This is a genomic window from Pseudosulfitobacter koreensis (genome assembly GCF_024733015.1).
In the GTDB taxonomy this organism is placed as follows: domain Bacteria; phylum Pseudomonadota; class Alphaproteobacteria; order Rhodobacterales; family Rhodobacteraceae; genus Pseudosulfitobacter; species Pseudosulfitobacter koreensis.
Genome location: NZ_JANKJG010000001.1, coordinates 476,228 through 500,425, shown reverse-complemented (window position 1 = coordinate 500,425; position 24,198 = coordinate 476,228). Strand labels below are relative to the sequence as shown.

Annotated in this window: 20 protein-coding genes and 1 pseudogene; 8 read left to right on the top strand and 13 right to left on the bottom strand. The window is 62.2% G+C overall.

Annotated elements, in window-relative coordinates; genetic code table 11:
• Window positions 1-374: 374 nt before the first annotated feature.
• The 8 genes and pseudogenes from gyrB to mutM form a co-directional block, all read right to left on the bottom strand.
• On the bottom strand, window positions 375-2,792 hold the full coding sequence (gene gyrB, locus NTA49_RS02525) for a DNA topoisomerase (ATP-hydrolyzing) subunit B (protein WP_258293075.1): 2,418 nt from the start codon (window positions 2,790-2,792) through the stop codon (window positions 375-377).
• Window positions 2,793-2,870: 78 nt separating this feature from the next.
• Window positions 2,871-3,492 (bottom strand): annotated as a pseudogene (locus NTA49_RS02515) (LysE family translocator).
• The gene (gene recF, locus NTA49_RS02510) at window positions 3,489-4,595 is read right to left on the bottom strand and encodes a DNA replication/repair protein RecF (protein WP_332844273.1); all 1,107 of its coding nucleotides are present in this window, start codon (window positions 4,593-4,595) and stop codon (window positions 3,489-3,491) included. The pseudogene NTA49_RS02515 and the gene recF overlap by 4 nt, the downstream one beginning before the upstream one ends.
• Before the next feature lie 49 nt (window positions 4,596-4,644).
• Window positions 4,645-5,763, bottom strand: a complete 1,119-nt coding sequence (gene dnaN, locus NTA49_RS02505; protein WP_258293071.1) for a DNA polymerase III subunit beta — start codon at window positions 5,761-5,763, stop codon at window positions 4,645-4,647.
• Window positions 5,764-5,942: 179 nt separating this feature from the next.
• Complete coding sequence (dnaA, locus tag NTA49_RS02500) at window positions 5,943-7,298, bottom strand: chromosomal replication initiator protein DnaA (RefSeq protein WP_258293070.1); 1,356 nt, start codon at window positions 7,296-7,298, stop codon at window positions 5,943-5,945.
• Between the two features lie 512 nt (window positions 7,299-7,810).
• Window positions 7,811-8,074 (bottom strand): 30S ribosomal protein S20, encoded by a 264-nt coding sequence (rpsT, locus tag NTA49_RS02495; protein WP_258293069.1) that lies wholly within the window; start codon window positions 8,072-8,074, stop codon window positions 7,811-7,813.
• Between the two features lie 140 nt (window positions 8,075-8,214).
• Window positions 8,215-8,991, bottom strand: a complete 777-nt coding sequence (locus tag NTA49_RS02490; RefSeq protein ID WP_258293068.1) for an enoyl-CoA hydratase — start codon at window positions 8,989-8,991, stop codon at window positions 8,215-8,217.
• 63 nt (window positions 8,992-9,054) lie between these two features.
• Window positions 9,055-9,906: a bifunctional DNA-formamidopyrimidine glycosylase/DNA-(apurinic or apyrimidinic site) lyase gene (gene mutM, locus NTA49_RS02485; protein ID WP_258293067.1), complete on the bottom strand. Its 852-nt coding sequence runs from the start codon at window positions 9,904-9,906 to the stop codon at window positions 9,055-9,057.
• A gap of 89 nt (window positions 9,907-9,995) precedes the next feature.
• Between mutM and ubiE the strand changes: the two genes are divergently transcribed.
• Window positions 9,996-10,748 carry a bifunctional demethylmenaquinone methyltransferase/2-methoxy-6-polyprenyl-1,4-benzoquinol methylase UbiE gene (ubiE, locus tag NTA49_RS02480; RefSeq protein ID WP_258293066.1) on the top strand — a complete coding sequence of 251 codons (753 nt, stop codon included), beginning with the start codon at window positions 9,996-9,998 and terminating at the stop codon, window positions 10,746-10,748.
• Window position 10,749: 1 nt separating this feature from the next.
• The gene (ubiB, locus tag NTA49_RS02475; RefSeq protein ID WP_258293065.1) at window positions 10,750-12,282 is read left to right on the top strand and encodes a 2-polyprenylphenol 6-hydroxylase; all 1,533 of its coding nucleotides are present in this window, start codon (window positions 10,750-10,752) and stop codon (window positions 12,280-12,282) included.
• A gap of 30 nt (window positions 12,283-12,312) precedes the next feature.
• Here ubiB and NTA49_RS02470 read toward each other — a convergent pair whose 3' ends face one another.
• Window positions 12,313-13,491 carry an acetyl-CoA C-acyltransferase family protein gene (locus tag NTA49_RS02470; RefSeq protein WP_258293064.1) on the bottom strand — a complete coding sequence of 393 codons (1,179 nt, stop codon included), beginning with the start codon at window positions 13,489-13,491 and terminating at the stop codon, window positions 12,313-12,315.
• A gap of 108 nt (window positions 13,492-13,599) precedes the next feature.
• Here NTA49_RS02470 and NTA49_RS02465 point away from each other — a divergent pair, with 108 nt between their 5' ends.
• The 3 genes from NTA49_RS02465 (at window position 13,600) to tdh (ending at window position 16,489) form a co-directional block, all read left to right on the top strand.
• Window positions 13,600-14,163: a helix-turn-helix domain-containing protein gene (locus NTA49_RS02465; protein WP_258293063.1), complete on the top strand. Its 564-nt coding sequence runs from the start codon at window positions 13,600-13,602 to the stop codon at window positions 14,161-14,163.
• A gap of 101 nt (window positions 14,164-14,264) precedes the next feature.
• Entirely contained in the window at window positions 14,265-15,449 is a 1,185-nt protein-coding gene (locus tag NTA49_RS02460; RefSeq protein WP_258293062.1) for a glycine C-acetyltransferase, read from the top strand.
• Window positions 15,449-16,489, top strand: a complete 1,041-nt coding sequence (gene tdh, locus NTA49_RS02455) for an L-threonine 3-dehydrogenase (RefSeq protein ID WP_258293061.1) — start codon at window positions 15,449-15,451, stop codon at window positions 16,487-16,489. Before NTA49_RS02460 ends, tdh begins: the two co-directional genes overlap by 1 nt.
• Before the next feature lie 9 nt (window positions 16,490-16,498).
• Here tdh and NTA49_RS02450 read toward each other — a convergent pair whose 3' ends face one another.
• The 3 genes from NTA49_RS02450 to NTA49_RS02440 all read right to left on the bottom strand — a co-directional run bounded on the left by NTA49_RS02450 (window position 16,499) and on the right by NTA49_RS02440 (window position 20,210).
• The gene (locus NTA49_RS02450; RefSeq protein ID WP_258293060.1) at window positions 16,499-17,227 is read right to left on the bottom strand and encodes a metallophosphoesterase family protein; all 729 of its coding nucleotides are present in this window, start codon (window positions 17,225-17,227) and stop codon (window positions 16,499-16,501) included.
• Between the two features lie 160 nt (window positions 17,228-17,387).
• Window positions 17,388-18,983: a phosphoglycerate dehydrogenase gene (gene serA, locus NTA49_RS02445; RefSeq protein ID WP_258293059.1), complete on the bottom strand. Its 1,596-nt coding sequence runs from the start codon at window positions 18,981-18,983 to the stop codon at window positions 17,388-17,390.
• Window positions 18,984-19,070: 87 nt separating this feature from the next.
• A complete protein-coding gene (locus NTA49_RS02440) occupies window positions 19,071-20,210 on the bottom strand; it encodes a phosphoserine transaminase (RefSeq protein ID WP_258293058.1) in 1,140 nt (379 codons plus the stop codon).
• A gap of 151 nt (window positions 20,211-20,361) precedes the next feature.
• Here NTA49_RS02440 and serB point away from each other — a divergent pair, with 151 nt between their 5' ends.
• Window positions 20,362-21,234: a phosphoserine phosphatase SerB gene (gene serB, locus NTA49_RS02435; protein ID WP_258293057.1), complete on the top strand. Its 873-nt coding sequence runs from the start codon at window positions 20,362-20,364 to the stop codon at window positions 21,232-21,234.
• Here serB and NTA49_RS02430 read toward each other — a convergent pair.
• Window positions 21,231-22,211 carry an asparaginase gene (locus tag NTA49_RS02430; protein WP_258293056.1) on the bottom strand — a complete coding sequence of 327 codons (981 nt, stop codon included), beginning with the start codon at window positions 22,209-22,211 and terminating at the stop codon, window positions 21,231-21,233. The genes serB and NTA49_RS02430 overlap by 4 nt on opposite strands.
• 185 nt (window positions 22,212-22,396) lie before the next feature.
• On the opposite strand from NTA49_RS02430, the gene NTA49_RS02425 reads away from it, so the two are divergent.
• Window positions 22,397-22,930 carry an invasion associated locus B family protein gene (locus NTA49_RS02425; protein WP_258293055.1) on the top strand — a complete coding sequence of 178 codons (534 nt, stop codon included), beginning with the start codon at window positions 22,397-22,399 and terminating at the stop codon, window positions 22,928-22,930.
• Window positions 22,931-23,016: 86 nt separating this feature from the next.
• The gene (gene rlmN / locus NTA49_RS02420) at window positions 23,017-24,195 is read left to right on the top strand and encodes a 23S rRNA (adenine(2503)-C(2))-methyltransferase RlmN (RefSeq protein WP_261368067.1); all 1,179 of its coding nucleotides are present in this window, start codon (window positions 23,017-23,019) and stop codon (window positions 24,193-24,195) included.
• Window positions 24,196-24,198: the final 3 nt, after the last annotated feature.

Genomic DNA, 24,198 nt, shown 5'->3' with positions numbered 1-24,198 from the left:
TTACTGGTCAGTTCGGTGCCGTTGTCGCTGAAAATCATGCGGGCTTTCCACGCCCTGCGATCAGGGCCGGCCATGGAGCGTTTCTCGACTGTGTGCGCTTCCCAGACTGTGAAGGCAAAGCCAAGCTAAAAGCGCGCGACACGCTGAAAGAGCGCGATCCAGCCCGCTGGTGGATCATTGGTGGGCAAGGGGGCATTGCGACGCTTAACAAAGATTGAGAGGGGGACCGTCGTGGTGGTCCAACGGAAGTGCGAATCGATTAGCGCACAGCTCCTCCGCCCTCACTGCTTCGTCATTAATCCCTTGTAAAGTATAGCATTTATCTCATACATGCGCACCAGTGACGCGAAAACTACCCGCGTCCCTACAAGGGATCAGAAGTCCAGATTCTCCACGTTCAGCGCGTTCTGCTGGATGAACTCGCGGCGCGGTTCGACCACGTCGCCCATCAGCTTGGTGAACAGATCGTCGGCTTCTGCCATGTCCTCGACGCGGACCTGCAGCAGCGTGCGCGCATCGGGGTCCAGTGTGGTTTCCCACAGCTGGTCGGGGTTCATTTCGCCCAGACCCTTGTAGCGTTGCAGCGACAGACCCTTTTCACCCTCGGTCAGGATCGCATCCAGCAGGTCCATCGGGCCATAGATCATCTGGCTGCGGTCCTTGCGCACCAGCTTGGCGGGCATGTCATAGACGTCCTGCAAATGCTGGGTAAACGTGCCGGTCTTGCGCGCCTCGCCACCACGCAAAATGCGGCCGTCCAGCGTGCGCACCTCTTCGACCCCGCGCAGGATGCGGGCCAGACGCACGCCGTGGTCCTGGGTAATGCGCCCCTGCCAGCCCTTTTCGTATTCCAGCGCGATCAGGTTCAGGCGTTCCGCCACCTTGTCGGCGACGCCTTGCAGATCGCGTTCCACCGCGCCTTCGGAAAACGCGCCGGCGATGGCGGCCTGTTCCAGGATGTGGCGCGGGTAATGCGTCGGGAACGCTTCCAGCACGCGGCGCAGCTGACGGGCGTGATCGACCACACGGCCCAGATCGGCGCCGCTGATTTCCTCACCGTTGCCTTGGCGCAGCATGGCGCCATCAATGCCCTGATTAATCAGGTAATCTTCCATGGCGGCCTGATCCTTGAGGTAAACCTCGGACTTGCCCCGCGACACTTTGTAGAGCGGCGGCTGCGCGATATAGAGATGCCCGCGTTCGATCAGTTCGGGCATCTGACGATAGAAGAACGTCAGCAGCAGGGTGCGGATGTGCGCCCCATCGACGTCCGCATCCGTCATGATGACGATCTTGTGGTAGCGCAGCTTGTCGATGTTGAACTCGTCGCGGCCAATGCCGGTGCCCAGCGCCATCACCAGGTTGCCGATCTCCTGACTGCCCAGCATCCGGTCGAACCGCGCGCGTTCAACGTTCAGGATCTTGCCCTTCAGCGGCAGGATCGCCTGTGTCTGGCGGTCGCGGCCCGTCTGGGCCGACCCTCCGGCGCTGTCACCCTCGACCAGGAACACTTCGGTCTTCGACGGGTCCTTTTCCGAGCAGTCTTTGAGCTTGCCTGCCAGGAAATTCACATCCATCGCCGTCTTGCGCCGCGTCAGGTCGCGCGCCTTGCGTGCGGCCTCGCGGGCGACGGCGGCCTCAATGATCTTGCCGACGATGATCTTCGCCTGCAGCGGATTTTCCTCGAACCACTCCGACAGCTTTTCGTTCACCAGACCCTCGACCGCCGGTCGCACTTCGGAACTGACCAGCTTGTCCTTGGTCTGGGACGAGAATTTCGGATCGGGCACCTTGACCGACAGCACACAGGTCAGACCCTCGCGTGCATCGTCGCCGGTGAACGAAATCTTTTCCCTTTTCGCGATACCGCTGGACTGGGCATAGCTGTTGATCGTCCGCGTCAACGCGCCACGAAAGCCCGCCATATGCGTGCCGCCATCGCGCTGCGGGATGTTGTTGGTAAACGGCAGGACATTCTCGTGATAGCTGTCGTTCCACCACATCGCGACCTCGACGCCAATATCGTCCCGTTCGCCGGTGATAAAGATCGGGTCCTGCATTATCGACGACTTTGACCGGTCGAGATATTTGACGAACTCCCTGACGCCCCCCTCGTAGAACAGTTCCGACCGCAGCGGTTCTGCGGGGCGCTCGTCGGTCAGGATGATCCGCACGCCCGAGTTCAGGAAAGCCAGCTCGCGCAGGCGCTTTTCCAGAATATCGAACGAGTATTCCAGGTTCGAGAATGTCGAGGTCGATGCCAGAAAGCGGACTTCGGTCCCCGTCTTGCCTTCGGCGTCGCCGACGACCTCAAGGTGCTTGGCCGTGTAACCGCCCTCGAAACGCGCGACGTGCTCCTTGCCCTCGCGCCAGATGCGCAGCTCCAGCCAATCGCTCAGCGCGTTCACGACCGAAACGCCGACGCCGTGCAGACCGCCCGAAACCTTGTAGCTGTTGCTGTCGAATTTGCCGCCCGCGTGCAGCTGGGTCATGATGACCTCGGCGGCGGACACGCCCTCTTCTTCGTGGATGCCTACCGGAATGCCGCGTCCGTTGTCGCTGACGGAAACCGAGGAATCCTCGTGAATTGTCACGTTCACGGCGTCGGCATGACCTGCCAGCGCCTCATCGATGCCGTTGTCCACGACCTCGTAGACCATGTGGTGCAAACCAGAGCCATCGTCGGTGTCACCGATGTACATGCCAGGACGCTTGCGGACAGCATCCAAGCCTTTGAGAACCTTGATGGAATCCGCGCCATACTCGGCTGGCGCCTGCTCGATTTCGGACATGCCGTATCACCTTATGTTTTTTGTCATTTTATACTGTTTTTATGGGGGGATGTCACGCAATCGAGACAAGTTTCTGGATCACGTGAAGGGCAGCAGCAGCCCAACCAGAATCAGCAGCACACCGGCCCCGGTATTGATGCGCTGCAACGCCCCCGATGTGGTGATCAGCGCCCGCACGCGGCCCACAAATGCCGCCATCACCAGATTGCCCACCAGCGGGATCAGAACCGATACGCCCAAGATCAGAAGCACATCAACCGCCGTGACCGTGCGCAGATCGAAAAACCCCGGCAGCACACCGATGTAGAAAAGGACCGCCTTGGGGTTGCCGAGAATGGCCAGAATTCCAGCCAGGAACCCGGCCATCAATGCCAGGGCGGGTCAGACGGCTGTCGGTGCTGATGGTGGCCCCGGCATGGCGGATCAGCATCGCGCCCATCACCACGAAGACACCGCAGGCGACCCATCGCAGCACCAGCATGAAGGTGTCGAAAACCGACAAGATCCATGAAATCCCCAGGATGGCGACCAGCGGCCAGACGATGTCACCGATCGCCACGCCCACGGCCAGCGGCCAGGCCGCGCGGAACCCTCCGGACAGGCTGCGCGCCATCAGCGCCAGCCAGACCGGGCCCGGCGTCAGGAACAGGATCAGCAGCGCGCCGCAGTACAGCAGCAGGTCGGACCATTGCAGCGTCATGTCACAGCCTCGACCTTGGATGCGCCATCTGCCTCCGTCACGTGCAGATACTGCGCGCGCCCGCCCAATGCGTCAAAGAGGTTGCGGTCGGTCCCCGTCATCCACGCCTGCGCGCCCAGCGCCACGATCTCGTCATAGAGCGCCGCGCGCCGGTCCGCATCCAGATGCGCCGCCACCTCGTCCAGCAGCAGCAGGGGTGGCGCACCAAAGCTTTGGGCAAGTGCGCGCGCATTGGCAAGGATCAGCGAGACCAGCAGCGCCTTCTGCTCCCCTGTCGAACAATCACGGGCGGGCACGTCCTTGGCCGCATATGTGCCGATCAGATCGGCGCGGTGCGGCCCGATCAACGTGCGCCCCGCCGCCAGATCGCGCTTGCGCCCTTCAGCCAGTGCAGTGCGCAGCGCCTCCTCGCTCTCAGGCAGGGGCGCGTCCGCGTGCACCAACTCCAGATCGGCAGTGGGAAAGGCGGTCTGCGCGTCCTTCTGGGCACTATGCAGCTCCATAAGCGTGGCCAGCCGATTGGCATGGATCGCCGCACCCGCCTGCGCCATCTGCGCCTCCAGCGCTCCGTACCACGCCGGATCGCGCACCATGTCCTTCAACAGCCGGTTGCGCTCGCGCATTGCCTTTTCATAGATCAGCGACAGGTCCGCATGGCCCGGCTCGAAACTCAGCGTCATCCGGTCCAGGAACCGCCGTCGCCCTTCCGCGCCTTCGATCCACAGCCGGTCCATTGCAGGGATCAGCCACAGCACCCGCGCCACGCGCGCCAGCGCCACCTGCGCCGCCGCCTTGCCGTCGATGCGCACCTGTCGCGCAGCTCCGGCCTCGGACAGGATTTCGATCTCGTGCACCTGCCGCAGCGAAGTCAGAACCCCGCTGATCTTCCATCCCAAGGCCTCGGGCCTGCGCGTCATGTCCTCGGCGCTTGACCTGCGCAAACCGCGGCCGGGCGAAAACAACGACACCGCCTCCAGTATGTTGGTCTTGCCCGCCCCATTCGGCCCGAACAGCGCCACAGGCCGCGGATCAACCGCGATCCGCGCCATCCGGTGCGATCTGAAATGCGACAGGGTCAACGCAGAAAGGGACAGCTTCACCACTGTCCCCTTCTTTTGGCCCTAAATATCCCCGCCGGAGGCAAGAAAACTCTTAAACGCGCATCGGCATGACGACGTAGACCGCCGACATGTCATTGCCTTCGCGCATCAACGTCGGGTCGCCCGACGAGTTAAACATGAACACGGCGTTTTCACGGTCCACCTGGCTTGCGATTTCCAGCAGGTACTTGGCGTTAAAACCGATCTCCAGACGCTCGTCATTGTACGACACGGCCAGTTCTTCTTCGGCGGCACCACTGTCAGGCGCGTTGACCGACAGGATCAGCCGGTCTTCGTCCAGCTGCAGCTTGACCGCGCGCGAGCGTTCCGACGACACAGTCGCCACACGGTCCACGGCGCGGGCAAAGTCGCTTGCGTCAACTTCCAGCTTGCGGGTGTTGCCCTGCGGAATGACGCGGGTGTAGTCGGGAAACGTGCCGTCGATCACCTTCGACGTCAGCGTGATGTCCGGTGTGGCAAAGCGCACCTTGGTTTCCGACACCGACACCGCGATCTTCATCTCGTCGTCGTCCAGAAGCTTGCGCAGCTCGCCCACGGTCTTGCGCGGCACGATCACGCCGGGCATCTCGTCGGCCCCTGCGGGAAGGCCGGTGTCGATCCGCGCCAGACGGTGACCATCGGTCGCCACGCAGCGCAGCACCGGGCCGTCTTCGCCGGTCGAGACGTGCATGTAGACACCGTTGAGGTAATAGCGCGTTTCTTCCGTCGAAATCGCAAACTTGGACTTGTCGAACAGACGGCGCAGCTTGGCCGCCTCGATCGAGAAGTTCGACGCATATTCCGACGAGGCCATGACCGGAAAGTCTTCCTTGGGCAGCGTGGCCAGCGAAAAGTTCGACCGGCCCGCCTCTACCGTCAGGCGGCCTGCTGCGGCGTCGGCGGTCAGCGTGACCAGCGCGCCATCGGGCAGCTTGCGCACGATTTCATGCAATGTGGTGGCCGACACGGTGGTGGCACCTGCGCGCTCGACCTGGGCGGGGGCCTTATCCACAACCTCGATATCCAGATCGGTGGCGCGGAACATCACGTCGGACCCTTCGGCCTCGATCAGCACGTTGGCGAGGATCGGAATGGTGTTGCGGCGCTCCACGACGGACTGCGCCTGGCTCACCGCTTTGAGCAGCGCGGCCCGTTCAATACTGATTTTCATCTGTCCCTCTCCAATCGGACCACCGGGACGGGCAAATTACCCAATACCGGCGCATTCTCAACCTTTTTTTCTGTTGTCGGCTGGATTGACAGAAGGGTCAAGCGCGGCAGCTGGATTGCACCCTCAACAAACGCAAACGGCACCCGAAAAGGGTGCCGTGTGGTACAGGTGACGCAGGTTTACGCTTCGAGCGCGCGGCGCAGCAGTTCGAGATCTTCGGCGATCTGCCCGTCCTGCACCTTCAACTCTTCGATGCGGCGCACACCGTGCATCACGGTGGTGTGGTCGCGCCCCCCGAAACGGCGGCCAATCTCTGGCAGCGACCGGCTGGTCATGTGTTTCGACAGGTACATCGCAATCTGGCGCGGACGCGCATAGCTGCGCAGACGCTTTGGGCCAATCATGTCCGACAGGCGGATGTTATAGTGCTCGGACACGCGGCGCTGGATCTCCTCGATGGTGATCTTGCGCTCGGACGCGCGCAGCACGTCGGCCAGACAGTCCTGCGTCAGGTCCATGTCGATCTCGCGCCCGACCAGCGAGGCAAAGGCGAACAGCCGTGTCAGCGCCCCTTCGAGAACACGCACGTTGGTCGAGATGCGGTGCGCCAGAAACTCCAGCACGCCGGGGGCGATGGTCAGACCGGGATAGTTGCGGCTTTGCTGTTCGACCTTGCTTTGCAGGATGCCCAGACGCAGCTCGTAGTCCGTGGGGTGCAGATCGACCACCAGACCGCATTGCAGGCGCGATTTGACGCGGTCCTCAAGGTCCTTGATCTCGCCGGGGGCGCGGTCGGCCGAGATGATGATCTGACGGTTCTGATCCACCAGCGCGTTGAAGGTGTGAAAGAACTCTTCCTGCGTCGAATCCTTGCCCGCGATGAACTGGACATCATCCACCATCAGCACGTCGACGTTGCGAAAGATTTCCTTGAAGTCCATCATCTTGCGGTCGCGCAGGGCCTGCACGAACCGGTACATGAACTGTTCGGCGGACAGGTACAGCACCGACAGATCAGGGCGCGACTGCTGCAGTTCCCATGCGATGGCGTGCATCAGGTGCGTCTTGCCCAGACCGACGCCACCATAAAGAAACAGCGGGTTGAACGTGACCGGGCCACCCTCGGCCACGCGCTTGGCAGCGGCATGGGCCAGCTCGTTGGGCTTGCCGACGACAAAGCTGTCGAAGGTAAACCGACGGTCCAGCGGCGCGGTGTTCAGGGCAGACGAGGGCGCGACCTTGGCAGGGGCAGCGGCTGGTTTGGCAGGCATGGTCCGTGGCTTTTCCGACTTATTGGCAGCGACGGTAAAGTTTAGGCGGTTCACGGTGGCATTTTCATGGCGCAGTTCATGCAGGATCAGATCGGCGAAGTTCTGGCTGACATAGTTGCCCATGAAATTGGTCGGCACGTTGAACGTGGCGATCCCATCTTCCAGTTGCTGAAATTCCAGCGGTTCGATCCAGGTCGTGAAATTGTTTTGCCCGACGGTCTTGAGCAGCCGTTGTCTCAGCTGTCCCCATTTTTCTTGTGTCATTCGATTGTTCCCCAAGCCTTTCTGCTGTCCCCACCAAAGCACATACCCGTACCTGGCCGCCTAATCTTTGCCCGCGAAAAACCCGCACTGTCCCGTGTCCCTACGGAAACAGGTGCGGCTTGCGCCGTCGTCTTTCGGTAAACGCACCTCTGCCCGCAGCACCCGCTTATGGATGCCTTGAACGACGTTCGTCATTCCCAATTATGATGCGACAGGTGGCGCCGGTCTCACGGCATTCCACAGACACCATTCAGCCTGTCCCAGACTGTCCGGCCCGCAATCAAACCCTTTTTTGTGCGGCAGCACGCGGGTCTGTTTGTCCTGTCCCCCCAAGGCGATGTGAATCGCTGGAACCTTGGTAGCAACTTCGCGCGCGACGCGGCAACAGAAACTAAATGTTGACTCGGGCTTTTGCAGAAAAGAATCTAGAGGCCCTATTTTGAAGGCTCAAACCACAAACGGCACCGCCTGCGCGATGCCGTTGCAAAACCGTCATATTTCGGTGTCTGGCCTTAGCCGAGCGATTTAACGCGCGACGACAACCGTGACATTTTCCGCGATGCAGTGTTTTTGTGATAAACACCCTTGGTGACGCCACGCATCAGTTCGGGCTGTGCAACGCGCAGCGCAGATTCGGCCGCGGCCTTGTCACCGGAAGCAATCGCTTCCTCGACCTTGCGCAGGTATGTGCGAATCCGCGAACGGCGTGCTTTGTTGATTGCGAAACGTTTTTCGTTTTGACGGGCCCGTTTCTTGGCCTGAGGCGTATTTGCCATGATTATCTCGTCCCAATGATTGGTGCGGTAGTGTAAGAACAGCCAAAAGCTGCGGTGAAGCCGCGTCTTTAGGCGCGCGGCAGCCCCGAGTCAACGCCCCACGTATCGGGGGCCGGACGCATAGGCGCCGGGCGCCCCGATCACTTGTCGCGGAACTGGGGTTCGCGTTTTTCCAGAAAGGCGGCCATGCCTTCGGACTGGTCCTCGGTGGCGAACATCGAGTGGAACAGCCGACGCTCGAACAGCAGCCCGTCGCGCAGGGGCACTTCGAAGGCCTGATTGACCGATTCCTTGATCGCCATGACCGACACCATCGACTTCGACGCGATCTTGTTGGCGGCGGCCATCGCCTCTTCCATCAGCTTCTTGGTCGGCACCACGCGGCTGACCAGCCCGCAGCGCTCGGCCTCTTCGGCGTCCATGAAGCGGCCCGTCAGGTTCATGTCCATCGCCTTGGACTTGCCCACGAACCGCGCCAGCCGCTGCGTGCCGCCGATGCCTGCCATCACGCCCAGGTTCACCTCGGGCTGGCCGAACTTGGCGCTTTCCGATGCGATGATGAAATCGCACATCATCGCCAGTTCGCAGCCGCCGCCCAGCGCATAGCCGGACACCGCCGCGATGATTGGCTTGCGCACACGGCTGATCGCTTCGGTGCTGTCGGTGAAGAGGTTGCCCATGAAGGTATCGACAAAGCTCATCTCGCTCATCATCGCGATGTCGGCGCCTGCGGCGAATGCTTTTTCCGATCCGGTGATGACGATGCACCGCACCTTGTCATCCTTTTGCGCGTCGGTAACGGCTTCAGCCAACTCGCCCAGCAGCTCCTCGCTCAGCGCGTTCAATGCGTCCGGGCGGTTCAGCGTGATACGGGCGACGTGGTCGTCTACATCGACGATGATCGTCTCATAGGCCATGTGAATGCTTCCATTTGTTGCCGTCTGAGGGCGTTCCTTAACACGGGCGGTGCATGTTTCAAGCTAAGTTTGACATAGTGCACAATAGAAGGACGACCGCCCCGACTGCACAATTCTTTGCACGGTGCCGTGACAGTCCGGGGTGCGGCAGGGTTGCCCCTCGCGCCCGTAAACGTCAAAGCTGTGCTGGAAATATCCAAGCTCTCCATCGGCTTGCCGAAAATCCCGCAAGGATGATCCACCCGCCGCGATGGCGTCGTTCAGCACCGCGCGAATGATCGGAACAAGGGCACGAACACGAGCCTGCGCGATGTTCCCAGCCTTGCGACGTGGGGACACCCCTGCACGAAAAAGCGCCTCGCAGACATATATATTGCCCAGCCCCGCCACGATCCGCTGGTCCAGCAGCGCCGATTTCACCGGCGTGTTCCTGCCCTTGAACGCCCGCACCAGCACGTCCTCGTTGAAGGCATTTCCCAACGGCTCGGGACCCAGTGACGCCAGCAGTTTGTGCGCTTCGGCGGTGGCCGTGTTCAACAGGTCCATCGCCCCGAACCGGCGCGGATCGTTGAAGGTGATGCGCGCGCCGTTGTCCATGTGCAGCACGACATGATCGTGTTTCTGCGCGGCGGGGTGGGTGTGTACGAACTGCCCCAGCGGATCGCCCGAGATCAGCATACGGCCCGACATGCCCAGATGGATCAACAGCGTCTCGCCGCTGTCCAGATCGGCCAGGATGTATTTCGACCGCCTGCGCAGGGCCAGAACCTGCCGACCGGTCAGACGCGCTGCCATCTCGGGTGGAAAGGGCCAGCGCAGATCGGGCCGGTTTACCTCGGCTTCGGCGATCACGGCGCCCTCCATCACCGGGGCCAGTCCGCGGCGTACTGTCTCGACCTCTGGCAATTCGGGCATGGAATGGTTTCCTGTGACAAAAGGCACGCATTGTGCGCAGACCTCAGCGCCCTATAACAAGGCAGACCGACAAAGGCGACAATGACCAGATGACCGACGATACAGACAAAACCACCCATTTCGGATTTGAAACCGTACCCGAGGCAGACAAGGCCGGACGGGTGCAGGGCGTGTTCAACTCCGTTGCCAGCAAATACGATGTGATGAACGACGTGATGAGCATGGGCATCCACCGCATCTGGAAGGATGCGATGATGGACTGGCTGGCGCCGCGTTCGGGGCAGAAACTTCTGGATGTGGCAGGCGGCACCGGCGACATTGCGTTCCGGTTCCTCAAACGCGCGGGCAGCGGCCATGCGACCGTTCTGGACCTGACCGAACCGATGCTGGTCGAGGGGCGCAAGCGCGCCGAGGCCGAGCAGATGCATGACAGTCTGGATTGGATCGTGGGCGACGCCATGGCGCTGCCCTTCGCCGACAACACCTTCGACGTCTACACGATCAGCTTTGGCATCCGCAACGTGACCCGCCCGCAGGAGGCGCTGAACGAAGCGTTTCGCGTGCTGCGCCCCGGTGGGCGGCTGATGGTGCTGGAATTCAGCCAGCTGCCCAACGCCGCGATGCAAAAGGCCTACGACCTCTATTCGTTCAACGTAATCCCGCAGATGGGCAAGATGATCGCGAATGATCGCGACAGCTATCAGTATCTGGTCGAATCGATCCGCAATTTCCCCGATCAGGACACATTCCTCGGCATGGTCCGTGCCGCAGGGTTCGAGAACGCCAAATACCGCAATATGACCATGGGCGTTGCTGCCCTGCATTCGGGATGGAAGATCTAGCGTGCGCGGACCTCATAACATCTGGCGGCTGATCCGCACCGGCGCCACGTTGGAACGCACGGGTGCGATGAACGTGGTGCTTGATGCCTTCGATGCGCCGAAACCCGTGCGGTTTGTGGCGAAACTGCTGGGCAAGCCGTTTCGGTGGCTGGGGTACAACGGCGATCCGAACATGCCGCCCGCCACCCGTGCCCTGACGGCGCTGGGCCCTGCCTATATCAAGTTCGGTCAGGTTCTTTCGACTCGCCCCGATGTTGTCGGCAACGATCTGGCGGTGCAGTTGCGGGTGTTGCAGGACAAGCTGCCGCCCTTCGATGTGGACGTGGCCAAGCGCGAGATCGAAAAGGAACTGGGTCAGCCGGTCGACACCATCTTTTCCGAATTCAGCGCACCCGTCGCCGCGGCGTCCATCGCGCAGGTGCACAAGGCGACGCTGCGCGAAACCGGCGAAGAAGTGGCGGTCAAGGTCCTGCGCCCCGGTATCGAGGCGGCGTTCCGAAAGGACGTTGATGCGTTCTATCTCGCCGCCAGCCTGGTCGACCTGTTCGCCCCCGGCGCACGCCGCCTGAAACCTCTGGACGTGATCGAACATTTCGACGGCGTTGTGCGCGGCGAGCTGGACTTGCGGCTGGAAAGCGCGTCGGCATCCGAATTCGCGGCCAACACGGCGGATGATGCGGGATTTCGACTGCCAAGCATCAAGTGGGATCATTCCGCACGGCGGGTGATGACCATGAGCTGGGCCGACGGTGTGTCGATGGGCGATAACGCCGCAATCGACGCGCTGGGCGTTGATCGCGTCGAGCTGTCCGAGCGGGTGCTGCAACTGTTCCTGAACCACGCCCTGCGCGACGGTTTCTTTCACGCCGACATGCACCAAGGCAATCTCAAGGTCGCGGCGAACGGCGATATCATCGCCTATGACTTCGGGATCATGGGCCACATCGACGAATACACCCGCCGCGTCTATGCCGAGATCCTGTTCGGCTTTATCCGCAAGGATTACAAACGCGTCGCCGAAGTGCACTTCGAGGCAGGCTATGTGCCCGCCGACAAGGACGTCGACGAATTCGCCCGCGCCCTGCGTGCGGTGGGCGAGCCGATCTTTGGCATGGACGCCACCCGCATCTCGATGGCGCGGCTGCTGAGTTATCTGTTCGAGGTGACCGAGCGTTTCGGCATGGAAACCCGCACAGAGCTGATCCTGCTGCAACGCACGATGGTTGTGGTCGAAGGTGTGGCGCGGTCGCTGAACCCGCGCATGAACATCTGGGAAGTGGCCAGCCCCATCGTCACCGACTACATCAAGACATCCATCGGCCCGCGCGCGGTACTAAGCGATCTGGGCAAGACGGCGATGGTGCTGGCCCGGTTCGGCCCGCGTCTGCCTGCATTGGTCGAGGCGGCGCTGATCCGTCAGGCGAAGGATGAAACGCCGCCCGAGCGTCATTTCTGGCGCTGGATCGCAATGGCGGGTGCAGGCGGCGTGGTGCTGGGCGGTGTGCTCTTTGCCCTGGCCCAACACCTGAGTTGAGGCCGGGGGGTGGTTCCCCCCGACGTCGGCTCAAGCGATACGTTCGATGGCCAGCGCGATACCCTGACCGCCGCCGATGCACATTGTGATCAGGGCGCGTTTCCCGCCGATCCGCTCCAGCTCGTACAGCGCCTTGACGGTGATGATGGCGCCCGTCGCCCCGACCGGATGGCCCAGCGCAATCGCGCCGCCGTTCGGGTTCACCTTTGCGGGGTCCAGCCCCAGATCGTTGCTGACCGCCAGGGCCTGCGCGGCAAAGGCCTCGTTGCTTTCGATCACGTCGAAGTCCGCGACCGACAGGCCGGTTTTCTCCAGCAGCTTGCGCACGGCGGGGATTGGGCCGATGCCCATGACCTCGGGGCGTACACCGGCGTGGGCATAGCCAAGGATGCGCGCCTTGGGCTTCAGCCCCGCCTTTTCCGCTGCGTCCGCCGTGGCCAGCACCAGTGCCGCAGCGCCGTCATTGATGCCGCTGGCGTTGCCTGCGGTTACTGTACCGTTTTTGCGGAAAACTGTACGTAATCCCGACAACGCGTCGATGCTGGTGGCCTTCGGGTGCTCGTCCACCTCGAACGGCACCATGTCACGCTTGACCTGCACCTCGACCGGCGTGATCTGGCTGGCAAAGCGGCCCTCCGCAATCGCCGTCGCCGCGCGCTCCTGGCTGAGCAGCGCAAAAGCATCCTGTGCGTCGCGGGTGACCTGATGTTCCTGGGCGACGTTTTCCGCTGTTACGCCCATGTGCCCGGTGCCGAAGGGGCAGTTGAGCGTGCCCAGCATCATGTCCAGCGACTGGACATCGCCCATCTTGGCCCCCCAGCGGGCGGCTGGCACGATATAGGGGCTCCGCGACATGTTCTCGGCGCCACCCGCCAAGCCAAAGTCGGCATCGCCCAGCATCAGGGACTGCATCACCGAAACGATGGCCTGCACGCCCGATCCGCACAGACGGTTCACGTTCATCGCGGGCGTGGTGTCCGGCACACCCGCCTGCATGGCGGCGACACGGCTGAGGTACATGTCGCGCGGTTCGGTGTTGATGACGTTGCCAAAGGCTACGTGGCCGATCTGCGCGCCTTCGACGCCTGCGCGTTCCAGCGCCGCCTTGGCCGCCGCGGTGCCCAGATCGACCGTGGGTGTTCCAGCCAGCGATCCGCCGAATGTGCCGATTGCGGTGCGCGCGCCGTCGAGAATAACGATGTCTTGCATGATGTGATCCTTTTGCTTTGCCCGTGGTTATGATCCCTGTCCGCACCGATGTCAGCCGCAACGTGCCGTCAGTTGACAGCGGGCAATGTCCCGCGCATATCATCCGTGATGACGGACGAAACTGACGCAATATTGACCCGCCTGCCCAGCCGCCTGAAAGATGCGCGGCGCGCCCAGGGTTTGTCGCTGGATGCCGTGGCCAAGCTGTCAGGCGTCAGCCGGTCGATGGTCAGCCAGATCGAGCGTGGCGAAAGCAGTCCGACAATCGCGACGCTGTGGAACCTGACACGCGCGCTGCAGGTCGATTTTGCGGGGCTCCTGGACGGTGATGCCGCCACGGCCAGCATCGAGGTGCTGCGCAGCGCTGATGTGCCGACCATCGAAAACCGGGGCAGCGGGTGCCGCATCCGCATCCTGTCGCCCCCCGAAGAGGCGGGCCACCACGAGGTTTACGAGCTGCGCTTTGCCGAAGGTGGCATGTTGGACAGCCAGCCCCACACCCGTGGCGCGCGCGAATACCTAACGGTGATCGATGGCACGCTGGACGTGACCAGCGCCGAGGCCACTCAGACCATCGGCGCGGGCGATACCGCGCGCTATGCAGCCGATGTGCCGCACCGGATCAAGGCCACAAGCGCCGCGCGCGCCTTTCTGGTGGTTCAGAACGCCTGAGCGATTAATCCGGTATATCGGACAAGTATCCGTGATACAGAAATCCTCTATTTCGGAATCGCTTCCGGTATGATAGAAGCGACGGCAAAGAGGAGCCGTCCATGACCCAAGCATTTCTATCCCACATCACCCAGACCCTGGCCGACATCGACGCCGAAGGGCTGACCAAGGTTGAACGCCTGATCACCTCGCCCCAGGGCGGCAAGATCAAGGTCGCGGGGCGCGAGATGATCAACCTGTGCGCCAACAACTATCTGGGGCTGGCAGATCACCCCGATCTGATCCGCACCGCCCGCGAGACGATGGAGCCGAAGGGTTTCGGCATGGCGTCGGTGCGGTTCATCTGCGGCACGCAGGACATGCACCGCGAGCTGGAACAAAAGCTGGCGGCGTTCCTGAACAAGGACGATTCGATCCTGTTCGCCGCCTGCTTCGACGCCAACGGCGGGCTGTTTGAGCCGCTGCTGGGGCCGGAGGACGCGGTCATTTCCGACGCGCTGAACCATGCTTCGATCATTGATGGCATCCGGCTGTGCAAGGCCAAGCGCTATCGCTATGCCAACAGCGACATAACCGATCTTGAGGCGCAGTTGAAGCAGGCCAAGGCCGACGGCGCGCGCTTTGTCATGATCGCCACCGATGGCGTGTTCAGCATGGACGGCTATCTGGCGAACCTGCCCGAGATTACGCGCCTGGCCGAAGAATACGGTGCGCTGGTGATGGTCGATGATTGCCACGCCACCGGTTTCATGGGGCCGAAAGGGGCTGGCACGCCCTCGCATTTCGGTGTCGACGTGGACATTCTGACCGGCACGCTTGGCAAGGCGCTGGGCGGGGCCATTGGCGGTTATATCGCGGGGCCGCAACCGGTGATCGACCTGCTGCGACAGCGCGCGCGGCCCTATCTGTTCTCGAACGCGCTGCCGCCCGCGATCGTTGCGGCGGGCATCGAGGCGCTGCGTCTGGTTGAAGAGGGCGACGGCCTGCGCGCACAACTGTTTGAAAACGCGAAATACTGGCGTGATGGACTGCAAAAACTCGGGTTTGATCTGCTGCCCGGCGAACACCCGATCATTCCCGTGATGCTGGGCGAGGCGCAGCTGGCACAGGACATGGCGTCAAAGCTCTATGATGAGGGCGTCTATGTCTCGGGCTTTTTCTTCCCTGTAGTCCCGCGCGGACAGGCCCGCATCCGCACCCAGATGAACGCGGCCCTGACCCGTGACGATCTGGATCGCGCGCTGGCGGCATTCGAGAAGGCGGGCAAAGCCTGTGGCGTGATCTGATGGCGACCAACGAAATGAAGGCGCTGTCGAAACTGCACGCCCGCGAGGGGCTGTGGATGGTTGAGGCGCCAGTGCCCGAGATCGGTCCCGACGATGTGCTGATCAAGATCAACAAGACCGGCATTTGCGGCACCGATATCCACATCTGGAACTGGGACGACTGGGCGCAAAAGACCGTGCCCGTGCCGATGATCACGGGCCACGAATTCGCAGGCGAGATCGTCGAGATCGGGCGCGATGTTCAGGGGCTTGAGCTGGGCCAGCGCTGCAGTGGCGAAGGGCACCTGATCGGCACGCAAAGTCGGCAGAGCCGTGCGGGAAAGTTTCACCTTGATCCAGCGACGCGGGGCATCGGGGTGAACGAACAGGGCGCCTTCGCGCAATACCTGCGGCTGCCCGCGTTCAACGTGGTGCCATTGCCCGACGAGATCAGCGACGACATCGGTGCCATTCTCGATCCGCTGGGCAATGCGGTTCACACGGCGCTGAGTTTCGATCTGATCGGTGAGGACGTGTTGATCACAGGGGCAGGTCCCATCGGGATCATGGCCGCCGCCGTCGCACGGCATGCCGGTGCGCGTCATGTGGTGATCACGGATGTGAACCCCGACCGGCTGGCACTGGCGTCGCAGGTGGCAGATGTGGTTCCGGTGAACGTGACGCAAGAGACGCTTCAGGACGTCATTCCGCGCCTCAAGATGAAGCAGGGCTTTGACGTGGGTATGGAAATGTCGGGCAACCAGCAGGCGCTGGATCAGATGGTCGATGCGATGACCATGGGCGGGCGCATCGCGATGCTGGGTATCCCGCCGGGCAAAAGCCCCGTTGACTGGAGCCGGATCGTGTTCAAGGCGATCACCATCAAGGGCGTCTATGGCCGCGAGATTTTCGAGACTTGGTACAAGATGATCGCGATGCTGGAGAACGGTCTGGACGTATCACGGGTGATCACCCACCGCTTCCATGTGGATGATTTCGAGGCCGGTTTCGCCGCGATGAAGTCGGGGCAGAGCGGCAAGGTGGTGCTGGACTGGACCTGAGCGTCGCGGTCAGGGCGTAAGCGGCACGCGCCCTTCGGCACTCAGCGTCCAGCAATCACGGCCCTCGAACACGGCGGCGGTCATCGGTTTGCCGTAGCCCGCGCCGGTGTCCAGATTGACGCGGTTGCCGTAATGCGTCGCCGCATCGACGGGCGTGTGGCCGTGCACGATCAGCTTGGGGTGGGGCGTCGTGACCTCGTGGAATTCTTCGCGAATCCAAATCAGATCGTGTTCGGTCTGCTGATCCAGCGGTACGCCCGGCCGGATGCCAGCATGGCAGAAAAACAACGCGTCGGTCTCGTGGCTGAGCTTGCAGGTGGCGATGAAATCCATATGCGCCTTGGGCACGGTTTTCAGCGCCTCGGCGTGCACGGCGGTCTGGCGGCTTTTGACGGTGAAATCGATGCCATAGGACGCCAGTGTCGTGTCGCCGCCCAGACGCGGGTGCAGCCAATAAAGCTCGACCGGCAGAAAGGCCTCCTGCCGGGGATAATCCTGCATCCACCAGTCGAACATGCGGTCGTGATTGCCAAGAAGAAACGTCCAGTCGCGCCCCGCATCACGCCCTGCAATCAGCGTGTCCAGCACCGCCGCACTGTCCGCGCCACGGTCGATGTAATCGCCCACGAACACCACCTGCGCATCGCTGCCGCCATCCGCTTCGATCAGATCGAGAACGCGGGACAACTCGCCGTGCTGGCCGTGAATGTCGCCGACGGCATAGATGGGTTTGGGCATCGAAAATCCTTGGGGCTGTGAAATGCATTCCGAAGGTGGAATAGGCGGACCCGCCCAAGGGTGCAAGAGAGCGACGATTTGCTGGACAAGATCGCGGCGCTTGCAGGTCGTACGGAGTGTGGCGGCCCTGCAGGGGGCAAGGCCGCCAAAAATATGTGCGTCAGGCGACCATGAATTCCAGCGGTTTGACCTGATTGAACATTCCGGTGCCTTCCAGCGTCTTCTGAACGTCCGCAGGCAGCGCCTCGTCGATATACAAAAGCGCTATCGCCTCGCCGCCGGCCTCGTTGCGGCCCAGGGTAAAGTTGGCGATGTTCACGCCGCTTTTGCCCATGGTGTTGCCCAGCAGGCCGATGATGCCCGGCACGTCGTTGTTGGTGGTGTACAGCATGTGCTGGCCGATCTCGGCGTCGATGTTGATGCCCTTGATCTGGATAAAGCGCGGCTTGCCGTCGCTGAACACCGTGCCCGCGACCGAACGCTCGCGCTTGGCCGTCACCACGGTGACCTTGACATAGCCGTCGAAGACGCCGGATTTGTCCTGATTGGTCGTGCTGATCTGGATGCCCTTTTCACGGGCAACCACAGGGGCCGACACCATGTTGGTGTCGGGATTGGCGCGCCGCATGATGCCTGCGATCACACCGCAGTTCAGCGCGTCCAGGTTCATTGACCCGACCGACCCGTCATAAAGGATATTGATCGCGCGGATCGGCTCGTCGGTCATCTGACCGATGAAAGACCCCAAGTGGTCGGTCAGTTTCAGCCAAGGGCCCATCACCTTGGCCTCTTCGGCAGTGACCGACGGCATGTTCAGGGCGTTTTCAACAGCGCCGGTCAGCAGATAGTTCGCCATCTGCTCGGCCACCTGCAGCGCCACGTTCTCCTGCGCTTCGGTGGTTGCGGCCCCCAGGTGCGGGGTGCAGACGACGTTGGGCAGGTTGAACAGCGGGTTTTCCTTGGCGGGCTCTTCCTGGAACACGTCAAATGCGGCACCGGCCACATGGCCGGATTTCAGCGCCTCGGCCAGGGCCGCTTCGTCCACCAGACCGCCACGGGCACAGTTTATGATGCGCACGCCCTTCTTGGTCTTGGCGATGTTCTCCTTGGACAGGATGTTGGCCGTGGAGTCGGTGTAAGGAACATGCAGCGTGATGAAATCGGCGCGCGCCAGCAGCTCGTCCAGCTCGACCTTTTCAACGCCCATCTTGTCGGCTTTCTTGTTGCTCAGATAGGGATCGTAAGCGACGACTTTCATCTTCAGGCCACGTGCACGGTCGCAGACGATGCCGCCGATGTTGCCTGCGCCGATGACACCCAGCGTCTTGCCGGTCAGCTCGACGCCCATGAACTTGGATTTTTCCCATTTGCCCGCGTGGGTCGACGCCGATGCCTCGGGGATCTGGCGTGCCACGGCGAACATCATCGCGATGGCGTGTTCTGCGGTGGTGATCATGTTGCCGAACGGCGTGTTCATCACGATCACGCCCTTTTTCGACGCCGCGTCCTTGTCGATATTGTCGGTGCCGATGCCTGCGCGCCCGATGACTTTCAGGTTGTCCGCGGCGGCAAGGATCTTCTCAGTGACCTTGGTGGCCGAGCGGATCGCGAGGCCGTCATATTGGCCGATCACTTCGGCCAGCTTGTCCTTGTCCTTGCCTAGATCGGGCTGGAAATCGACCTCGATGCCGCGATCCTTGAAGATTTGAACGGCGGCGTCGCTGAGTTTGTCGGAGATAAGTACCTTGGGGGCCATGTCAGTGGTCCTTCATTGAATAAACTTGGGGTATGGTGGGGTAACCGCGCCGTGCCATGCAGCGGACAGGTGGTCACCCCGCCGGGATCAGGCGTTGATTTCAGTCTCGAAGGCCCATTCAAGCCAGGGCAACATCGCGTCGATGTCCGAGGTCTCGACGGTTCCGCCGCACCAGATGCGCAGGCCCGCAGGGGCGTCGCGATAGGCCCCGATGTCCAGCGCCACATCGGCGTCGGCCAGACGGTTCGCCACAGCTTTGGCAAAGGCAGCGCCGTCCGCGATGCGGTCATCGTTGAACTTGAGACACACGGAGGTGTTCGAGCGGATCGCGGGATCGGCGGCCAGAAATTCGATCCAGTCATGCGCATCGACGAAATCGGCAATGGCCTTGGTGTTGGCATCGGCCCGTGCGATCAGCCCTTTCAGGCCGCCGACGGTGCGCGCCCACTCCAGCGCCTGCAGGTAATCCTCGACGCAGAGCATCGACGGGGTGTTGATGGTTTCGCCCTTGAAGATGCCCTCGATCAGCTTGCCGCCCTTGGTCATGCGGAAAATCTTGGGCAGCGGCCATGCAGGCGTATAGCTTTCCAGACGCTCCACGGCGCGGGGCGACAGGATCAGCATCCCGTGGGCCGCTTCGCCGCCCAGCACCTTTTGCCAGCTGAACGTGGTCACATCCAGTTTGTCCCAGGGCAGGTCCATCGCAAAGGCAGCACTGGTCGCGTCGCACAGGGTCAGGCCCGCGCGGTCGGCGGGGATTGCATCGCCATTGGGCATGCGCACACCCGATGTGGTGCCGTTCCAGGTAAAGCAGACGTCGTTGTCATAGTTCAGCGCGGCCATATCCACGATCTCGCCGTATTCGGCAGTGTGAGTGGTGGCGTCGATTTTCAGCTGTTTGACCACGTCGGTGACCCAGCCCGCGCCAAAGCTTTCCCAGGCGACCATCTCGGCGGGGCGTTCGCCCAGCAGTGACCACATTGCCATCTCGTAGGCGCCGGTGTCGGATGCGGGAACGATGCCGATGCGGTAATCGGCGGGCACGCCGAGAATCTCGCGGGTGTCCTCGATCGCTTTCAGCAGCTTGGCCTTGCCAACGCTTGCACGGTGCGAGCGGCCCAAGGGCGCGTCGGACAGGTTGTTCAAATTGAATACGGGGGGTTTGGCACAGGGGCCGGAAGAAAAACGCGGGTTGGCCGGCCGCGTTGCCGGTTGGTCAATAGCCATTTCTGGTATCCTCACAGATAATCGCCCTTCGTTGGGGAAGGGTGTCCCACTGACGCATCTACGGCGCTTCGATGGGTGGCGCAATGGGGAAAACGCGACTATAGCGCCGCTTGAACAGCTTTTTGCGACATTGGTGGAGCGGACCCGAAACATGACTGCATTTATGTGTACGCTGATCGCGGCTCCCGGCGCGCTGCAACCCGAACTGGCCGAGGCGCTGCGCAATGCCTGGGGCGGTGGTCCTGTCGATTGGCTGTCGCCGGACGAGGCGGCGGAATTCACGCTGGCGCAGATGCCAGACAATCGCTGGGACGTGTGGGCGGACGTGCAAAAAATGGGCGTTGATCTGGTGATCCAGCCCGCCGAGGGGCGGCGCAAGAAGATGCTGCTGGCCGATATGGACAGCACGATGATCCAGCAGGAATGTATTGACGAGCTGGCCGATGCCGCAGGGGTCGGTGACTTCGTCAAGGACATCACCGCCCGCGCGATGAACGGCGAACTGGATTTCGAAGCGGCCCTGCGTGAGCGAGTGGGGCTGCTGAAAGGGCTGGGTGCTGGCGTGATTGATGAGGTTCTGGCGCAGCGCATCACCTATATGCCCGGCGGTGCGACCTTGCTGGCCACGATGAAGGCGCAGGGCGGCCATGCGGCGCTGGTGTCGGGCGGGTTCACCGCCTTTACCGGGGCAGTCGCGGCGCATCTGGGGTTCGACGAGAACCGGGCCAACACACTGATCGTGGAGGGTGGCACGCTGACCGGCACCGTGGCCGAGCCGATCCTGGGCAAGCAGGCCAAGGTCGACGCGCTGGAGCAGATCACCGCGCGTCTGGGTCTGTCCGAGGCCGATGTGATCGCCGTGGGCGATGGGGCCAACGATCTGGGGATGCTGCACCGCGCAGGCACCGGCGTGGCGCTGCACGCCAAGCCGGTGGTCGGTGCCGAATGCGATGTGCGGATCAACCACGGCGACCTGACGGCGCTTCTGTTCATCCAAGGCTATGCGCGGTCGGACTTCGTCTAGATCAGGGCAGGAGCCGCACGCACTGCGCCCGTTATCAAATCGCAGCGGTTGCGGATCGGTGCGTTCAGGTACTTTAGCGTTTCGGGGTGATCCGGTTCCAGAACGCCCAGCTTGACCAGGATCGCGGCGATCGCGCATTCGGCAGCACGGGTGCCGCCGTCCTCGATCTTCAACGCGACGCCCATCTTCAGCTCGGGGATAATGGCGATAAAGAACGCCTCGGCCCCCGTCTTGATCGCGACCTTGCCGCCCATCGCGCGCATCAGGTTGGTGCAGGCGCGCCCTTCACCCGCGACCAGTTCGGGGTGCAGCGTCATTGCCGTGCGCAACCGTTCCTCGGCGCTGCCTGTGGGCGCGGCGGCAAAATGCGCCATCGCGCGGGCCATACCATGCAGGCTGGTGGCAAAGTTGGGCGCGCTGCATCCGTCGATGCCGAAGCCGGGGCTTGATTCGCCGGTGACACGCTCGAACGCTTCCAGACAAGCGCGCTGCACTGCGTGATCAGGATCGACGTAATCGGGGCCAGCGCCCAGATGTTTGTTCAGCGTCAGAAATCCGCTGTGCTTGCCCGAGCAGTTGTTGTGCATCTGGCAGGGGCGTTCTTGGGCACGGATCAGCGCATTGCGCGCGTCGCGGTCGTCGGGTTCCTGTGGTCCACAGCGAAAGTCGTCGTCGCCAAGGTCCAGATGATCCAGCCATTTCGCCACGCGTTCGGTGTGGATCGCCGCCCCGTTGTGCGAGGCGCAGGCCAGCGCCAGATGCTCGGTGCCAAGGCCAAAGGCATCCGCCGCGCCGCTTTCGATCAGGGGCAGCGCCTGCAGCATCTTGGAAGACGATCGCGGTAGCACGGTGGCCTGCGGATCGCCCCAGGCGTGTACGATCTGTCCGGTGTCGTCACAGACCACGGCATGCCCACGATGGACGCTTTCCAGAAAGGGGCCGCGCCAGACTTCGGCCATTGAAACGGCATTCGACATAGTTCACCTCACATCTTGGCGATTTCCTGCCAATTTGGGTTTCGTGGGTCGCGGTTTTCGCGTTAATATGTTTCTTGTCGAGAAGAATTGAGGCAGTTGCAAGAGAAGGCCCCGCGCAACGGGCCACGGGCACCGCCCTTCGTATTGAGGCTAAGGACAGTCTGGAGGCTGGACAGATGGGATTTATGAGTACAACGGCAGGTGTTTTGGGTATGGCGGGGCTGACGATGGCCTTGACGGTCAATACCGCTGCCGCGCAAGACCAGAGCACCAACCGTGTCGCAGCCAAGACCGATTGGAGCGTCTTTGTCGAAGACAACCCGACCGAATGCTGGAGCGTGTCGACCCCCAAGGAAATCGTGAACACCCGTGACGGACGTGTCGTGGCCGCGACTCGCAGCCAGATCCTGCTGATGGTGTTCTATCGCCCCAGCGCCGAAGCCAAGGGCCAGGTGGCCTTTACCGGCGGGTATCCCTTTGCCAGCGGCAGCACCGTCAACGTGAACATCAGCGGCAGCGAGTTTGAGCTGTTCACCGATGGTGAATGGGCGTGGCCCGCGACAGCAGCCGACGACACCAAGATCGTGACCGCCATGAAGCGCGGTGCCGATGCGGTCGTCACCGGCGTGTCCGGTCGGGGCACCACCACCAAGGATACATTCTCGCTGTTGGGCTTTACCGCAGCAGTCGAAGAAGCCGAAAGCCGCTGCGGCGGCTAAGCGCGTCGGACAGCGGGGCCGAATCCTTTGATCCTGCCCCGCTTTCCTATATAGAGGCGCATCACCCCAACTCCGGAGTTGCCCCGATGTCTGCCGATGCGCCGATCACTCAAGATGTTATGACCATCCCCCGCAAGGTTCCTGCAGGGCCTGCGAACCTGGTCGGCATGACCCGCGCCGCAATGCGCGATGCGCTGATTGCCATCGGCACGCCGGAAAAGCAGGCCAAGATGCGCGTCGGGCAGATCTGGCAGTGGATCTATCAATGGGGCGTGCGCGACTTTTACGCCATGACCAACCTCAGCAAGGCATTCCGCGCCGAACTGGCCGAAGCCTTTGTGATCGAGATTCCCGAAGTCGTGTCCAAACAGGTCAGCACCGATGGCACCCGCAAGTGGTTGGTGCGCATTGCGGGCGGCCACGAGGTCGAGGTGGTCTATATCCCCGAGGAGGGGCGCGGAACGCTGTGCATTTCCTCTCAGGTCGGCTGCACGCTGACCTGTTCGTTCTGCCACACAGGCACGCAAAAGCTGGTGCGCAACCTGACCGCAGGCGAAATCGTCGGTCAGGTGATGATGGCACGCGATGATCTGGACGAATGGCCCGAACATGGCAAACGCACCGAAGATGCGCGCCTGTTGTCGAACATCGTGCTGATGGGCATGGGCGAGCCGTTGTATAACTTTGAAAACGTGCGCGACGCGATGAAGATCGCGATGGACCCCGAGGGCATCCAGTTGTCGCGCCGTCGCATCACCCTGTCGACCTCCGGCGTCGTCCCCGAGATCGCCCGCACCGCCGAAGAGATCGGATGCCAACTGGCCGTGTCGTTCCATGCCACCACCGACGAGGTGCGCAACAAGCTGGTGCCGATCAACAAGCGCTGGAATATTGCGGAGTTGCTGGACGTGCTGCGGACCTATCCGAAGGTCAGCAATTCCGAGCGGATCACCTTTGAGTACGTCATGCTGGACGGCGTAAACGATAGTGACGAGGACGCCTATCGCTTGATCGAACTGATCCGGGGCATCCCGGCCAAGATCAACCTGATCCCGTTCAACGAGTGGCCCGGTGCGCCTTACAAGCGGTCCTCGAACAACCGCATCCGCGCGTTTTCCGAGATCGTCTACAAGGCCGGTTACGCCAGCCCCGTGCGAAAACCGCGCGGCGAGGATATCATGGCCGCCTGCGGCCAGTTGAAATCGGCGACCGAGCGCGAACGCAAATCGCGCCGCGAGATTGCGGCAGAAACCGGGCTTAACTGATGC

Excerpts from the sequence above, each read along its gene's own strand:
- gyrB (WP_258293075.1), bottom strand. The coding sequence starts at position 2,792 with ATGTCCGAAATCGAGCAGGCGCCAGCCGAGTATGGCGCGGATTCCATC.
- dnaN (WP_258293071.1), bottom strand. The coding sequence starts at position 5,763 with ATGAAAATCAGTATTGAACGGGCCGCGCTGCTCAAAGCGGTGAGCCAG.
- dnaA (WP_258293070.1), bottom strand. The coding sequence starts at position 7,298 with ATGACACAAGAAAAATGGGGACAGCTGAGACAACGGCTGCTCAAGACC.
- rpsT (WP_258293069.1), bottom strand. The coding sequence starts at position 8,074 with ATGGCAAATACGCCTCAGGCCAAGAAACGGGCCCGTCAAAACGAAAAA.
- NTA49_RS02490 (WP_258293068.1), bottom strand. The coding sequence starts at position 8,991 with ATGGCCTATGAGACGATCATCGTCGATGTAGACGACCACGTCGCCCGT.
- mutM (WP_258293067.1), bottom strand. The coding sequence starts at position 9,906 with ATGCCCGAATTGCCAGAGGTCGAGACAGTACGCCGCGGACTGGCCCCG.
- ubiE (WP_258293066.1), top strand. The coding sequence starts at position 9,996 with ATGACCGACGATACAGACAAAACCACCCATTTCGGATTTGAAACCGTA.
- NTA49_RS02470 (WP_258293064.1), bottom strand. The coding sequence starts at position 13,491 with ATGCAAGACATCGTTATTCTCGACGGCGCGCGCACCGCAATCGGCACA.
- NTA49_RS02465 (WP_258293063.1), top strand. The coding sequence starts at position 13,600 with ATGACGGACGAAACTGACGCAATATTGACCCGCCTGCCCAGCCGCCTG.
- NTA49_RS02460 (WP_258293062.1), top strand. The coding sequence starts at position 14,265 with ATGACCCAAGCATTTCTATCCCACATCACCCAGACCCTGGCCGACATC.
- tdh (WP_258293061.1), top strand. The coding sequence starts at position 15,449 with ATGGCGACCAACGAAATGAAGGCGCTGTCGAAACTGCACGCCCGCGAG.
- NTA49_RS02450 (WP_258293060.1), bottom strand. The coding sequence starts at position 17,227 with ATGCCCAAACCCATCTATGCCGTCGGCGACATTCACGGCCAGCACGGC.
- serA (WP_258293059.1), bottom strand. The coding sequence starts at position 18,983 with ATGGCCCCCAAGGTACTTATCTCCGACAAACTCAGCGACGCCGCCGTT.
- NTA49_RS02440 (WP_258293058.1), bottom strand. The coding sequence starts at position 20,210 with ATGGCTATTGACCAACCGGCAACGCGGCCGGCCAACCCGCGTTTTTCT.
- serB (WP_258293057.1), top strand. The coding sequence starts at position 20,362 with ATGACTGCATTTATGTGTACGCTGATCGCGGCTCCCGGCGCGCTGCAA.
- NTA49_RS02430 (WP_258293056.1), bottom strand. The coding sequence starts at position 22,211 with ATGTCGAATGCCGTTTCAATGGCCGAAGTCTGGCGCGGCCCCTTTCTG.
- NTA49_RS02425 (WP_258293055.1), top strand. The coding sequence starts at position 22,397 with ATGAGTACAACGGCAGGTGTTTTGGGTATGGCGGGGCTGACGATGGCC.
- rlmN (WP_261368067.1), top strand. The coding sequence starts at position 23,017 with ATGTCTGCCGATGCGCCGATCACTCAAGATGTTATGACCATCCCCCGC.